The organism is Mesobacillus thioparans (assembly GCF_965138835.1).
Taxonomy (GTDB): Bacteria; Bacillota; Bacilli; order Bacillales; family Cytobacillaceae; genus Mesobacillus; species Mesobacillus thioparans.
Genome location: NZ_CBCSFH010000001.1, coordinates 775,320 through 789,124, shown reverse-complemented (window position 1 = coordinate 789,124; position 13,805 = coordinate 775,320). Strand labels below are relative to the sequence as shown.

The following is a 13,805-nucleotide window of genomic DNA, read 5'->3' as shown; positions in this document are numbered from 1 at the left end:
CCTAGAAACTCCGAAACTTCAACTCCGTCGGCAGAAGCAAAAAGCGCTTCTTTGTCGGAGTCTCCAGTTTCTGCGTTTCTGGACAGTCGGCTACACATTTCGGTTTCGGTCCGCCCAATGAAGTCAAAGATCGACTTCACCGGTCGGCCCTCCAGCGCTTGTCGGGGCTGATCAAGCCGCTTGCGCTTTTCGAGGAGAGGAGAGTGATTGATCATGTTATCAGTATTAAAAAAGTTAAGCTGGTTTTTCAAGGAAAACTGGAAGAGATATAGTGTTGCGATTACCTTGCTTATTTTTGTCGGCGTACTTGATGTACTTCCGCCAAAAATCGTCGGGATGGCGATTGATTCCATCCAGCTTGGCTCAATCAACAAGTCAGTGATATTAAAGTATATTGGCGCGCTGGCGCTGATTACGGTGGTCTCATATTTCATAACGTATATTTGGATGTATCAGTTATTCGGCGGGGCCTTCCTGATTGAACGGAAGCTGAGGAGCCGTTTCATGAAGCATATGCTGAAGATGACTCCGACGTTTTTTGAAAAGAACCGGACAGGTGACTTGATGGCAAGGGCGACGAATGATTTGAAGGCCATTTCAATCACGGCCGGTTTTGGCGTCTTGACTCTGGTCGATTCAAGCATTTTTATGCTGACCATTCTGCTCACGATGGGCATTTTCATCAGCTGGGAGTTGACGCTTGTCTCGATTATCCCGCTGCCATTCATGGCCTATCTGATCAATATTTATGGGAAAAGGATTCATTCCAAGTTCACGTCTGCCCAGGATGCTTTCGGAGAGCTGAATGACAGGGTTCTTGAATCCGTTTCAGGTGTCAGGGTCATCAGGGCCTATGTGCAGGAAAAAGCGGATGAGTCCAAATTCCACGAGTTGACGGAAGATGTCTATCACAAAAATGTAGAAGTGGCAAAAATTGATTCATTGTTTGAACCTACGATCAAAATCCTTGTCGGGCTGAGCTATCTAATTGGCCTCGGATACGGAGCATTCCTCGTCTTCCAGCAGAAACTCACGCTGGGGGAGCTGGTGAGTTTTAATGTTTATTTGGGCATGCTCATCTGGCCGATGTTCGCAATAGGTGAACTGATCAATGTCATGCAGCGCGGCAACGCTTCACTAGACCGCCTTAATGAAACATTGTCCTACAAGGAAGACGTTGCTGATCCGGTTAAGCCGGTGGAGGGCAATGAACCAGAATTTTTACAGATGTCTGAGTTAACATTCAAATATCCTTCTTCTAAAGTGAACAATCTAGATCAAATCAAGCTGCATCTGAATCGCGGCCAAACGCTCGGTGTCGTCGGCAAGACAGGCAGCGGCAAAACGACTTTGATCAAACAGCTGCTCAGGGAATATCCTGAAGGCAGTGGGAACCTGCTTGTGTCCGGTGTGCCAATCCAGGAACATAGCCTCAGGCAGACAAGGAGCTGGATGGGGTATGTCCCACAGGAAAACATCCTTTTTTCCCGTTCAGTCAAAGAAAATATCCTGTTCGGAAATCCGATGGCCACTGAAAAGGATTTGCAGGATATCATCGATTTGGCAGCTTTCCGTAAGGATCTCGAAATGCTGCCAGAAGGTTTGGAAACTCTTGTCGGTGAAAAGGGAGTCGCGCTTTCAGGGGGGCAAAAACAGCGGATTTCGATTGCACGCGCTTTGATCAAGGATCCGGAAATCCTGATTCTTGATGACTCGCTTTCGGCAGTCGATGCCAAAACCGAAAAGAAGATCATTGATAATATCCGCAAAGAGCGGAATGCCAAAACAACAATCATCACCACGCATCGATTGTCTGCTGTGGAGCATGCCGACCATATCGTCGTCCTTGAAGACGGGAGAATCTTGGAGGAGGGTACGCATGAACAATTGATGGCGGCCCAGGGCTGGTATTACACTCAATATATCATGCAGCAGGCAGAGGCAGTCGAAGAGGAGGTGCACTCCGTATGAGTACAGGAAAAAGACTGTTCCAATATGCTTTAAATTATAAAAAGATCATTTTAATAGCGCTTGCGATGCTGACTGTCGCTGTCGTCGCTGATCTTGCCGGCCCGTTCATCGCCAAGCGGATGATCGACCACCATATCCTTGGGATTGAATCGGTCTGGCACAAGACGGACACAGGCAGCGGAGCTGTAAAGTATAAAGACAACTTTTACACAAAAGAAGAAGTTGAGGGAGAAAGTGACTCTGCTCAAATTCTTCAGGTAGGCAGAAACTTTGTGTTTGTTGATTCAGAGATTGAATTCGATGGCAGCCGAAGCTATGATGAGGGTCTTTTGACGATCAATAAAGGTTCAAGGGCAGCTCAATATGAAGCGAAACTGCTGTCTGGTGAGGAACTAATGGCTTTTTACCGGCCAGAAATCCCGCAAATCATTAAGCTGCTGTCCTTTTATTTCGGTCTGCTGGTGATTGCGGCAATTTTCCAGTATGGCCAGAGATTCTATTTGCAAAAGTCGGCCAACCGGATCATCCAGAAGCTGAGAGAGGATGTTTTCCGGCAGATCCAGCGGCTGCCGATCCGTTATTTTGATAACCTGCCCGCTGGAAAGGTCGTCGCCAGGATCACGAACGATACAGAGGCGATACGTGAACTGTACGTAACCGTCCTGTCCACGTTCTTTACAAGTTTCATTTATATCACCGGCATCTATATTGCCTTGTTCATCCTGAATGCGAAGCTTGCGGCCATCTGTTTGCTGTTATTGCCTGTTCTGTTTGTCTGGGCAAAACTGTACCGCAAATATGCATCGAAATACAATCATGTGATCCGCTCCCGGGTTAGCGACATCAATGGAGTGATCAATGAATCGATACAGGGGATGAGCATCATCCAGGCGTTCGGACGTGAAAAAGAAACGCAGCAGGATTTTGAGAAACTCAATAAAGAACATTTCACCTATCAAAATAAGCTGCTGAGCCTGAATTCTTCAACTTCCCATAATCTTGTCGCGGTGTTAAGAAATACTGTCTTCGTCGCGTTTATCTGGTATTTCGGCGGTGAGGCCCTGCAGCCTTCATCTGCTATTTCACTGGGTATGCTATATGCGTTCGTCGATTATATCAACAGGCTTTTCAATCCTGTCCAGGGAATCGTAAATCAATTGGCCAACCTTGAGCAGGCACTGGTTGCCGGGGAGAGAGTTTTCAAACTGATGGATGAGGAAGGAATCGATGTCAGTGAAAAAGAGATTACCCGCTATAAAGGAAATGTGACCTTCGATCAAGTATCCTTCGCCTATAAGGAATGCGAATATGTTTTGAAGGATCTCAGTTTCGAAGCGAAACAGGGGGAGACTGTCGCTCTCGTCGGCCATACAGGGTCAGGCAAGAGTTCAATCATGAACCTGCTGTTCCGATTCTATGATCCCCAGGAAGGTAAAATCCTGATCGACGGGAAGGACATTTCCGAAATGCCAAGGCAGACACTGAGAAAGCATATGGGCATTGTCCTGCAGGATCCGTTCCTCTTCACAGGGACAATCGCTTCCAATGTCAGCCTTGATCATCCCGATATTTCCCGGGAAGCCGTCGAAGAAGCACTGCAAAGTGTCGGAGCTGACCGAGTCCTGAAAAACCTTGAAAATGGGTATGATGAGCCGGTCATCGAGAAGGGGAGTACACTTTCAAGCGGGCAAAGACAATTGATCTCTTTTGCCAGGGCCCTGGCTTTCGATCCGGCGATCCTGATCCTTGATGAGGCAACCTCAAGCATCGATACCGAGACCGAAGCAATCATCCAGGAAGCGATGGATGTCCTGAAGGAAGGGAGAACGACCTTCATCATTGCCCACAGGCTGTCGACGATCCGCAATGCGGACCAAATCCTGGTGCTGGATCGCGGCCGGATTGTCGAAAAAGGCAATCATGATCAGCTGATGGAACTGAAAGGGAAATATTTTCAAATGTACCAGCTGCAGCTTGGGAACAAAGTCAAGGCAGGTTAAAAAGGAATCCACACTCAATAAAATGGGTGTGGATTTTTATACGTGCTCAACTGCAAACACCCTGTGCGTTACCTCACTATGTTTCCTGTTTTTGTCACAGAATGTTGCGAAACCGGTCCGTTGACTGTGGTTTTCCTGTGGTAATTTAATAATAATCATATTAATTTCAGGAGGTTGTTTAGATGGCGGAATTCACAGTAACCTTAAGCATCGCGAGCATCATGATCCTGGGCTATTATATCGGATATGCAATCTATAAAGCATAACCTGAGGGGAAAATAGACATAATGAAAAGCGGAAGCAGCACTTGATGACTGCTTCCGCTTTTTTCGTCTGCTTACATGCACTTTTCTGTCATTCAAGCTGTAAAAAAGGTATCCTGAAAGCGAAAATGTTTTAAATGCTTAGATAAGTTAATAATTAGATTGAGGAGGGATATTTTTGTCAGAGTATCGGATTGAAAAGGACACAATAGGCGAAATCAAGGTGCCATCAGATAAATACTGGGGCGCACAAACTCAGCGAAGCAAACAGAATTTCAAGATTGGTACAGAAAAAATGCCAATAGAAGTCATTTATGCTTTTGCCGAGGTGAAGAAAGCGGCAGCCAGGGTGAATGCTGCTTCTGGAAAGTTAACAGAAACAAAAGCAAAGGCGATCGAGAAGGCCTGTGATGAAATTCTTGCCGGGCAATTCGATACGCATTTTCCGCTGGTCGTATGGCAGACGGGAAGCGGAACTCAATCTAATATGAATGTCAATGAAGTAGTCGCCAGGAGAGCGAACGAACTGCTTGCGGAACAGCAGGAGGAGGAGAAGGTCCATCCGAATGATGATGTGAATATGTCGCAGAGTTCGAACGATACATTCCCGACAGCGATGCATATCGCCGCGGTAAAAAAGGTGAGTGCTGAAGTATTGCCTGCACTGGAGCTCCTGAGGGGGACGCTGAAGAAAAAGGAACAGGAATTCAATGAAATCATCAAAATCGGCAGGACCCATCTCCAAGATGCGACTCCATTGACATTGGGTCAGGAAATTAGCGGATGGAGAGCGATGCTTGAAAAAGATGAACAAATGATCGGGGACGGTCTCAAGTATGTGAGGGATCTGGCCATAGGCGGGACGGCTGTCGGAACAGGAATCAATGCAGCGAAGGACTTTGGTGACCAGGTAGCGAGCCAGCTTGCCGACCAGACTGGCGAAGCATTCCGTACTTCACCGAACAAATTCCAGGCGCTTACTTCCCATGACGAAATCGTCTTCCTTCATGGAGCTTTAAAGGGTCTGGCAGCAGACTTGATGAAAATTGCCAATGATGTGCGTTGGCTAGCCAGCGGCCCGAGAAGCGGGATTGGCGAGCTCTCGATACCGGCGAATGAACCAGGCAGCTCCATCATGCCCGGCAAAGTCAATCCAACGCAAAGTGAAGCATTGACTATGGTGGCAACCCAGGTTTTCGGGAATGATTCAACAGTCGGATTTGCCGCGAGTCAGGGTAATTTTGAGTTGAATGTATTCAAGCCTGTCATCATCTATAACTTCCTGCAAAGCGCAAGACTGCTGGCAGATGGAATGCGATCTTTCAATGATAACTGTGCAGAAGGAATTGAAGCGAATCTGGACGTGATTGCTGGCCATGTTCACCGCTCTCTCATGCTTGTCACATCCTTGAACCCGCATATTGGCTATGAAAAAGCAGCAGAAATCGCCAAGCTTGCTTTCAAGGAAAACACAACCTTGAAGGAAGCGGCTATCAAGACAGGATATTTAACATCAGAGCAATATGATGAGTGGGTCAAGCCTGAAAAAATGATTTGATGTTTTTCCACTTGGGCGCTCTCCAGGGTGCCAATATGGGAAGACAAAGTCATTGGACTGGACAATTGTAAAGGCCCCCTGATGAAGGGGGCCTTAGCCATTCTTATTTTATTGTTTAATGCAATTTAGCGTGCAGATCCGCCAAGTTGTTGCTCAGCCATTTGCACAAGGCGCTTAGTGATTTCTCCACCAACTGAACCGTTAGCACGAGAAGTTGTTTCGCCGCCAAGCTGTACGCCAAATTCTGTTGCGATTTCGTACTTCATTTGATCAAGAGCTTGTTGAACACCAGGAACTAATAATTGATTAGAGTTGTTACTACTAGCCATTAATATTTCCTCCTTTGTGTTTTTCAGAGTTGTATTTGGGTTAGTATTGGAGTCGAACCAATCATGGCTTTTGCCATGCCGCCTGGGTTTAACCCATGATGAGGAATTTGGATGGGCTAGCCGGAATTGCACCGGCGCGCGTCATAGCTGCCTTCTAGGCTTAACCCAATGTCTTTATTCGTTGCTTGAGCTGCGTTTTTTTCTTTGTTGCTGCTTTATTAATAACTAGTATGTTTTGTTTCAAAAAGTTTATGCGCTGATCAATAAAGGTAATTAATACCATTGTTATCGCCCTACATAACCAATTTTAATCAACACAAACTATGGTTATCGATACAGGAGAAAGGAAGGAAAAAGGATGGGGATGTGCCCGATTTGCAATGGCTTCAGGAACGTCACTCTGCCATGTGCAAGCTGCAGCGGCAGCATGGAGAACAGCGGGAGGGAAGCAGACTTTTATGATGACTACAGTCCGTATATGCCAATTGATCAAATGAAGCTCGAAGATGGATATCCTGCTGATTATGCAGAGGAGGAATGCCCGCACTTGTTCAAATGTCCAAGCTGCGGAGCAAGCCAGGTGTTTTTGATCAAAGAATGATCCATGGAGAAGAAAGCAAAAAAAGCAACCGCAATGGTTGCTTTTTCACCTATTATGGACGGATCCTTACTTCTGTTTCTGCATCGAAGAAGTGAACCTTGTTCATATCGAATGCCAATTCAATCACCTGACCTGGAGTTACATCTGTGCGGGAATCCACACGTGCTACGAAATCCTGGCCTTCTAATTGTGAGTAAATCATTGTTTCTGCACCAGTCAATTCTGAAACTTCAACCGTTGCTTTGATTGTAGCTCCCTGTGAAGCATCGATGAATACTGGCTCGTCGTGCAGGTCTTCAGGTCTTACGCCGAGAATGATGTCTTTGCCTACATATCCTTGTGCACGAAGAACTTTCATTTTTCCTTCTGGAACGGCGATTGAGGAACTGTTCATTGTGAACTTTCCTTCTTCAAGCTTTCCAGTGAAGAAGTTCATGGATGGAGATCCGATGAATCCGCCAACGAAGACGTTTTCTGGATTTTCATAAACTTCTTTTGGTGCTCCAACCTGCTGGATGATGCCGTCTTTCATGACTACCAGGCGTGTGGCCATTGTCATCGCTTCAGTCTGGTCATGTGTTACGTAAATAGTTGTTGTATCCAGACGGCGGTGAAGCTTGGCAATTTCAGCACGCATCTGTACACGAAGTTTTGCATCAAGGTTTGATAATGGTTCGTCCATCAAGAATACCTTTGCGTCTCGGACAATCGCACGGCCTAATGCAACACGCTGGCGCTGACCGCCAGAAAGTGCTTTTGGCTTGCGGTCCAGGTAAGGTTCAAGACCAAGAATCTTTGCTGCCTCTTTAACGCGGCGGTCGATTTCATCCTTCGGGAACTTGCGAAGCTTCAATCCGAATGCCATGTTATCATATACAGTCATATGCGGATATAGAGCGTAGTTCTGGAAAACCATCGCGATGTCACGGTCTTTAGGAGGAACGTCGTTCACTCGCTTTCCGTCGATATAGAAATCGCCCTTTGAGATTTCCTCAAGACCAGCAATCATACGAAGTGTAGTCGATTTACCACAGCCAGATGGGCCAACGAATACGATGAATTCCTTGTCTTCAATGTGCAGATTGAAATCTTCTACTGCAGTTACTTTGTTATCATAAATTTTATAAATATTGTCTAATTTTAACTCGGCCATTTTTTTAAAGCCTCCCTGAATGTTTGTCTACAAGAACAGTTTAGCGAAAAGGCCATCCATTAATCATCAGCAGGATGCACAAAAAAATGAAAGCCCTTTTATGCAATTTGTTCAAAGCGACGAAATCATCCCATTTCTTTATAAAGGCCGGCAAGATAAACAACGATGGCTGCATCAAAATCCTTCAGCTGGACTCCGGTTTTTTCGGTGAACTTCTCCAATCTGTACTGAAGGGTATTACGGTGTACATACAATTTTTTAGCTGCGAGGGAGACATTTGAATTGCTTTCCAGGAACGTTTTGATGGTCACCATCAACTCTTTGTCCTCTCCAAATGCCTCGAGGATCGAATGAGAGAGAATATCCTGTAAATGATCCGGGAGCTGGGTTGACAAAAGCATCGGAAAGGCTTTTTCAAAGGTGAAAACATCGCTGCGATTCGTCAGTTCCGTTAATTCCTGGAATACCTGCTTCTCTTTTGTGAAGAAGTCTGGGAGCTGCCGGGAAATTGTCTGGAATTTTCCGATATAAAAAGAGATTTTTATGAAGAAGTCGCTTTCGAATGTGGAAGAAATCGATTGAAGCTCGTCCATTTCTTCGATGATTTCCTTCTTTTCTTCAATGATCATCCCATAGGAGTCCTTCATCCAGAGAATAGTATGGTCAGGGAAAAAGCCCTGCAATGCTTCATTGATTTCTGCTGTTTCAATGTGTGCTGCCTGGAGCTGGAATTGGATGAAACGGACTTCGTCACTAGCAGCCGCCGGTATCGCTCCTTCACGGAAAAGAAAATCATTCCACGCAAGTGCTTTGCCAGAAAGGACAGTGTCAGGTTCAGTTTTAATATATTGAAGCAGATTCTTAAGCAAGTCGAGTTGATCTTCCGAAATATGTTCCTTTGGGATGCTGATCCACAATGGTTCAGGACTGTTTTGTTGGAACAAGTGAAAGTCAAGTGATGGATGTTCTGGAAAATGATTGTGCGTGACAGAATCAGGAAAATAAGCTAATATTTTATTAATCATATAAGTATCCTCAGATTTAGTTTGATAAAAGCTGACATATCTTTTATTATAACAGGTGTGGCTTTTAATTGTGAATTCACTCACGGGATAAACTGGTAGAAAAAAGGAAAAAATATTGGTATAATAGATACAATACGGGGTACCGTAAGAGAGAGGTGCAGGGAATTGGAATACACACCAGAGATGAAAAATCGCTTGAAGCGTTTGGAAGGCCAAGTTCGAGGCGTTATACGCATGATGGAAGAAGAAAACCACTGCAAGGATGTTGTTACACAATTATCGGCAGTCCGTTCGGCAGTAGACCGTGCGATTGGTTTCATCGTGGCAAAGAACTTGGAATCATGCATCACTGAAGCAGCAAAGGAAGGCAAAGAAGCCGACGAAGCGATCAAAGATGCAGTCAATATGATTGTTAAAAGCAGATAAGACACCAGCATCCTTTTTAGGATGTGGTGTCTTTTTTTTGTATAGGTAAATATAAAAGCATTCTTGTATGGATGCTACATATGGGAGTCTTAATCCAGCTCCAGCGCCTAGCCAGTTTTCTCCCCTGAATAAACTTCCTCGAGTATCTTGCGATAAGCGTTAGCTTTGAGCAGCTCGAGACGCTTGGCTAGCTGCGGCTCCTAACTCCTCGAGACGTTTCGGTCCTGTCAATGAAGTCAAAGAACGACTTCACTGTCAGGCCCTCCAGCGCTTGTCGGGGCTGAACAAGGCGCTTGCGCTTTTTGTTCTTCCCTACTTATTAGGCGGATCTTCAAGGGGAAGTTCATGGCTTTCCCCGATATTAGGGGTATCGTCCAATCGATGGACAGTCCCGCCTGCCATCCCTTCGTTGATCATCCTGTCAACATCGACATAGGCTTTGTCACGTCCCTCATATTGCAGGTCCTCGATGAACTTTTTTTCATCCTTATGATTCATGTTGTCCTCCTTCAAAGCTTTTACGCTTAGAATGCCGGAAAGAATCCAGAAACATACAGATTATTTGTCATACACATGGAAAAGCATCAGCTCATGGACCTGTTCCTTCACCTGGTCGAGATCCGTGTCCAAAGGCTGTTCGGAAGTCCATTGAATATCCCCGTTCTGATGATAGATTCCCGTGAACTTCTGTTTTTTATAATAAAAGGAAAAATGCCAGCCGGGCATTTCTTTATTTTCGAATAATGTCTTGAATTGGAAATGAGTGATCACTTCGATTCCCTCCTGTTCGATTGTCATTACTACTATTATATAGCAATAGAGGACAGGGGAGGGGGATCAATCAGAAAATCCGGTTTTTCGAAAATATAAATCCGCCAGTGCCATGATTCTTTTTTCTTCAATTTGCGATTCATCAAAGCTCATTGGTTTTGAGTTCACTTCAAAAATGGCATATTCTCCTTCTTCAGTGAGCCCGGCATCGAGGGAGAATTCACCGAAATAGCCCAATTCTTCTGTCAGCAGCTGTCCGATTTCCTTTACGGCCCAGGCGAAAAATGCATCATGCCGCGGATTTCTCACTTGAATGTATGGCAGAAATACTCCGCCATTCGGCACGTGTGTGGTCAAGTCTTGTTTCTCTGATTGGCGGATGCCGATGCCTGTTACTTCATAACCATTCAGTCCATCGTGCGCATGGACGCGGAAATCGAACCGCTTGCCGCCGATAGCTGCTGCCTTGATCTCTTTTTGGGCGATATAATCGTGTGTTAACAGCTGTTTCGATTTTGCCTTCCAGAATTCCTTCATTCCGGGATAAACATGGCGATGGGAATGGCTCTCAAACTCGATTTGCCCGTGCGTTTGCCGCAGCCGGAAAATCCCGATGCCCTTTGAGGAAGAGGCAGGCTTCAGATAGATCCCCTGATGCTTTTCAAGGAATGCTGCCAGTTGGATCATCGTCTTAACGGCAATGCTTTCAGGCATTAGCTGCCTAAGTTTTCGGTGTCTCGCGAAAATGGTGTACAGCTTGTTTTTGTTGATGAAGGACGGGTTGAAAAAAGGGATCCCCATTGCTGACAGATAATTCACCGCGTCTTTGAAAGCCGGCTGCTGTTCACCCTTTCGAAATGGCACGCGATTAAAGACAAGATGGGGCAGCGGCGTCTTTACTGAAATCCATTTATTGGCTTCAGGCAAAAGTGTGAGCCCAGTAAGGCCATCCTTAACGACTGTTTCTGGGGGGAAAACAACAGCCATTCCGTTACGTTTCACCAGCGCCTCCTGCAGTGATTTGAAAAGTGAACCATTGCCTGCGAGTGACATGTTTTTGTTCATGGAGGTCATGATTCCAACGAGCGGGCCGAGATTACCCTGCTTGTTTTTTAATGTGAACCGGTGGGTGTGCTGTGGGACAGAGCTTGAAGGGGTGGATCTGATTTTGATTTTATTAAAGCCAAAGCTGATGTTTTCCTCAGCTTTGGCTTCATAGGTCCATTCCTTTGATTCGGTATGATAGCGGAGATTCATTGGAAAAGATCCTCAGGAGCTGTAATGGCTTTTTCCGCTAAAAATATGCCAAAGGAAAGGGAGAGCTTTCGGGTGAGCAGATCGAAATTCTTCAGCTTCGGGTGCTTGAAAATCGATCGGCCTGGTTTTGAGTTTGCTTCGAACAGCCATACCTTTCCTGACTTATCCATCCCCAGATCAAAACCAATCTCGCCTATGATCCCTTCCATGTTTTTTTCTAAAATAGAGCTAAGGATCAGCGATGCCTCCGTGAGTTTCTTTTCACAGGACTTCCGTTCTTCCTGGTCCTCGAATAACTCATCAAGTGATTTTACAATGCCGCCGTTGTTCACGTGAGTCGTGACACTTCCCTGGCCAGCAATTTTTGCGGCAATCGCCGCCACCTGCCACTGTCCGTATTCATCTTTATTTGTATGCACCCTGAAGTCGATCAGCCGTTTTTCGGACCTCAGCAGGCTGATGCCCTGCTGGACGATCATATGTGATAGGTTGCGCTTGTAAAAGACCTTCTTCATCAGCTTTTCAAGACTGTCAAACTTCGTTAACTTGTTGACCCCTTCCTGGTCCCGGTATCGGCAATAATAATGTCCGTTATGTTTGTCAAACAGGATTTGGTGGATTCCCAGGCCAAGGCTCCCATTTGCTGGTTTGACATAGACATTTCCATAGTTTGAAAGCATCCTTTCAATAACAGAAAAAGAAGAGAATTGATGTGTTTCAGGCAGGTACTCGACGGCTCTTTCATCCTGCTGCAGCCGTTCGAATACGTCTAGCTTGCTGAAGAAGCCAGGGTTATACCATGGGATCAGATAATCAGTCTGCATTCTCGCTTTTAAGCTGCGCAGCTCGGATTTTCTCTCTGTCTTCCTGTTTGGAAGGCGGTCGTACACGACATTCGGGAAAGGAACTTTTATTCTTAACCATTCGCCATCCACGAAGAAATACCCGTCAATCAATCCTTGTTCCCAGTCGATATGTTCCTCGCCAAAAACAAACGGAAGGGCGCCGACTGTTTTATTGACCGAGAGCAGCTTTGCGAAGAACATCGACCGTTCTCCGATTGGCCTCAAAGGGTAGGGTGTGAAACCTGAAGTGAGGATGCCAATCAGCGGACCGATAAACAGCGTTTGCTGGTCAATGAAAACATGGAGCGGAACCGACAAATCCGGCATGGAGAGCTCCTTCTGCACATCATTGCTGAGGACGATCACTTTTCTCCCTTTTGGATGTGGAGCGACTGTGACATCCAGCAGCTTATTGCCAAAAGCAACCCTTCTGATGTCTTTACTATTGGGAAGGTCGGCAGGGATGAAGACAAGCTGCTTGGAGTGGGTGATGATTTCAACAGGATATTTTTTTCTCATAAATGCTGTCCCTCTCTTTCTGGCAGGTTTTCTGTAAGTGACAAGGCATATTCCAGCGGTGCTTTGTAGAGAACTTCCCTCAGGTCCGGATTGACTGAGGAGATGACTTTTCTGCCAGGCTTTGAATTCGTATCTAGCACCCATAGCGCTTTGTCTTTCGAGACTCCAATATCGATGCCCAGCTCGAATAACCTTGGGAAGGATGCTTCAAGGATGCCCGGCAGCATCGAGATGATTTCGTCTAATTCAAATGAGATGAATTTCCTAGTTCGGAGATCCAGCGAACCTGCATATTCTTCGAATGTCTGGATTCCAGCGCCTGCAGCCAGGTTTGACAGGATGCCATCCTTATGGCCGCGGCGTATGCCCTTTCCTCGAAGGAGCCATTTGTCTTCCCAGTCCTTTTGCAGCAGCACTCTGATATCAAAAGGGCAGTTTTCAGAATCTGAGAGTTCGAGATAAGGCTGCATCATGTATTCGTTATTACTGCAAAGTCTGTCCAGCCAGGCCTCTGTCTCACTGCTCGATAGAAATTCTTTCTCTGCCAATCTGCCATCAGCATCTGCAGAGATCGTAAATTTTCTGCCGGAATTTTTAATTTTATAGATTCCGGCGCCGCCAGAACCGAAAACAGGTTTTAAGATTGCAACATTCCACTTTTTCAGCTGCGCGATTACAGCTTTTCCGCTGGCCGCAAGGATGGTCTCTGGGATATAGGGAGCCAGTGCGGACCTGGAGAGGACCTCATAAATGGTCCATTTATTTGGCAGTCCATTTCCCAGGAAGGTAATATCCTTCCGGTTTTTTAGCCATTTCACGATGGCCATGGACTGCTTCGATTCAAGGTCATTACCATAAAAACAACGGTCATAAATCATCATCGGCAGAGGGAACTCTGCCTTTACCCACTTTCCTTTTTTGTGGTCGAATTTCTCTCCGGCCACGACTTCGGTAATCGGATGGATTTTTGCCGGAGAAAACCTGAAGCAGGTGAAAGTGTCTGGATTCGCCCGTCTGGCAATCTCGGTAAAATAAGTTGTTTCACTTTTCAGTGATCGTGACATCATTCCAAATGAAATCATCTGCA

Annotated in this window: 13 protein-coding genes; 5 read left to right on the top strand and 8 right to left on the bottom strand. The window is 45.8% G+C overall.

The window, feature by feature from the left end:
- Positions 1-213 precede the first annotated feature (213 nt).
- The 3 genes from ACNAZ4_RS03980 to fumC all read left to right on the top strand — a co-directional run bounded on the left by ACNAZ4_RS03980 (position 214) and on the right by fumC (position 5,792).
- A complete protein-coding gene (locus ACNAZ4_RS03980) occupies positions 214-1,971 on the top strand; it encodes an ABC transporter ATP-binding protein (RefSeq protein ID WP_415812872.1) in 1,758 nt (585 codons plus the stop codon).
- On the top strand, positions 1,968-3,971 hold the full coding sequence (locus ACNAZ4_RS03975) for an ABC transporter ATP-binding protein (protein WP_415812871.1): 2,004 nt from the start codon (positions 1,968-1,970) through the stop codon (positions 3,969-3,971). Before ACNAZ4_RS03980 ends, ACNAZ4_RS03975 begins: the two co-directional genes overlap by 4 nt.
- A 441-nt stretch (positions 3,972-4,412) precedes the next feature.
- Positions 4,413-5,792: a class II fumarate hydratase gene (fumC, locus tag ACNAZ4_RS03970; RefSeq protein ID WP_415812870.1), complete on the top strand. Its 1,380-nt coding sequence runs from the start codon at positions 4,413-4,415 to the stop codon at positions 5,790-5,792.
- A gap of 125 nt (positions 5,793-5,917) precedes the next feature.
- Here the strand turns inward: fumC and ACNAZ4_RS03965 are convergent, their stop codons facing one another.
- Positions 5,918-6,121 carry an alpha/beta-type small acid-soluble spore protein gene (locus tag ACNAZ4_RS03965; protein WP_023615428.1) on the bottom strand — a complete coding sequence of 68 codons (204 nt, stop codon included), beginning with the start codon at positions 6,119-6,121 and terminating at the stop codon, positions 5,918-5,920.
- A 358-nt stretch (positions 6,122-6,479) separates the two neighbouring features.
- Between ACNAZ4_RS03965 and ACNAZ4_RS03960 the strand changes: the two genes are divergently transcribed.
- On the top strand, positions 6,480-6,722 hold the full coding sequence (locus ACNAZ4_RS03960; protein WP_415812868.1) for a hypothetical protein: 243 nt from the start codon (positions 6,480-6,482) through the stop codon (positions 6,720-6,722).
- 52 nt (positions 6,723-6,774) lie between these two features.
- On the opposite strand, the gene ACNAZ4_RS03955 is transcribed toward ACNAZ4_RS03960, so the two are convergent.
- Both ACNAZ4_RS03955 and ACNAZ4_RS03950 read right to left on the bottom strand, forming a co-directional pair.
- Positions 6,775-7,875 (bottom strand): ABC transporter ATP-binding protein, encoded by a 1,101-nt coding sequence (locus tag ACNAZ4_RS03955; protein ID WP_415812867.1) that lies wholly within the window; start codon positions 7,873-7,875, stop codon positions 6,775-6,777.
- 125 nt (positions 7,876-8,000) lie between these two features.
- Positions 8,001-8,900 (bottom strand): PucR family transcriptional regulator, encoded by a 900-nt coding sequence (locus ACNAZ4_RS03950; RefSeq protein ID WP_415812866.1) that lies wholly within the window; start codon positions 8,898-8,900, stop codon positions 8,001-8,003.
- A gap of 165 nt (positions 8,901-9,065) precedes the next feature.
- On the opposite strand from ACNAZ4_RS03950, the gene ACNAZ4_RS03945 reads away from it, so the two are divergent.
- Positions 9,066-9,326 carry a metal-sensitive transcriptional regulator gene (locus ACNAZ4_RS03945; protein WP_079507876.1) on the top strand — a complete coding sequence of 87 codons (261 nt, stop codon included), beginning with the start codon at positions 9,066-9,068 and terminating at the stop codon, positions 9,324-9,326.
- A gap of 312 nt (positions 9,327-9,638) precedes the next feature.
- Here the strand turns inward: ACNAZ4_RS03945 and ACNAZ4_RS03940 are convergent, their stop codons facing one another.
- From ACNAZ4_RS03940 to ACNAZ4_RS03920, 5 genes are all read right to left on the bottom strand, one after another.
- Positions 9,639-9,824, bottom strand: a complete 186-nt coding sequence (locus tag ACNAZ4_RS03940) for a hypothetical protein (RefSeq protein ID WP_415812865.1) — start codon at positions 9,822-9,824, stop codon at positions 9,639-9,641.
- 60 nt (positions 9,825-9,884) lie between these two features.
- Positions 9,885-10,097 (bottom strand): YheE family protein, encoded by a 213-nt coding sequence (locus ACNAZ4_RS03935; RefSeq protein ID WP_415812864.1) that lies wholly within the window; start codon positions 10,095-10,097, stop codon positions 9,885-9,887.
- 66 nt (positions 10,098-10,163) lie between these two features.
- On the bottom strand, positions 10,164-11,354 hold the full coding sequence (locus tag ACNAZ4_RS03930; RefSeq protein WP_415812863.1) for a YheC/YheD family endospore coat-associated protein: 1,191 nt from the start codon (positions 11,352-11,354) through the stop codon (positions 10,164-10,166).
- On the bottom strand, positions 11,351-12,718 hold the full coding sequence (locus ACNAZ4_RS03925; protein ID WP_415812862.1) for a YheC/YheD family endospore coat-associated protein: 1,368 nt from the start codon (positions 12,716-12,718) through the stop codon (positions 11,351-11,353). Before ACNAZ4_RS03925 ends, ACNAZ4_RS03930 begins: the two co-directional genes overlap by 4 nt.
- Positions 12,715-13,800, bottom strand: coding sequence for a YheC/YheD family endospore coat-associated protein (locus tag ACNAZ4_RS03920; protein ID WP_415812861.1), 1,086 nt, complete (start codon positions 13,798-13,800; stop codon positions 12,715-12,717). The genes ACNAZ4_RS03925 and ACNAZ4_RS03920 overlap by 4 nt, the downstream gene beginning before the upstream one ends.
- Positions 13,801-13,805 lie beyond the last annotated feature (5 nt).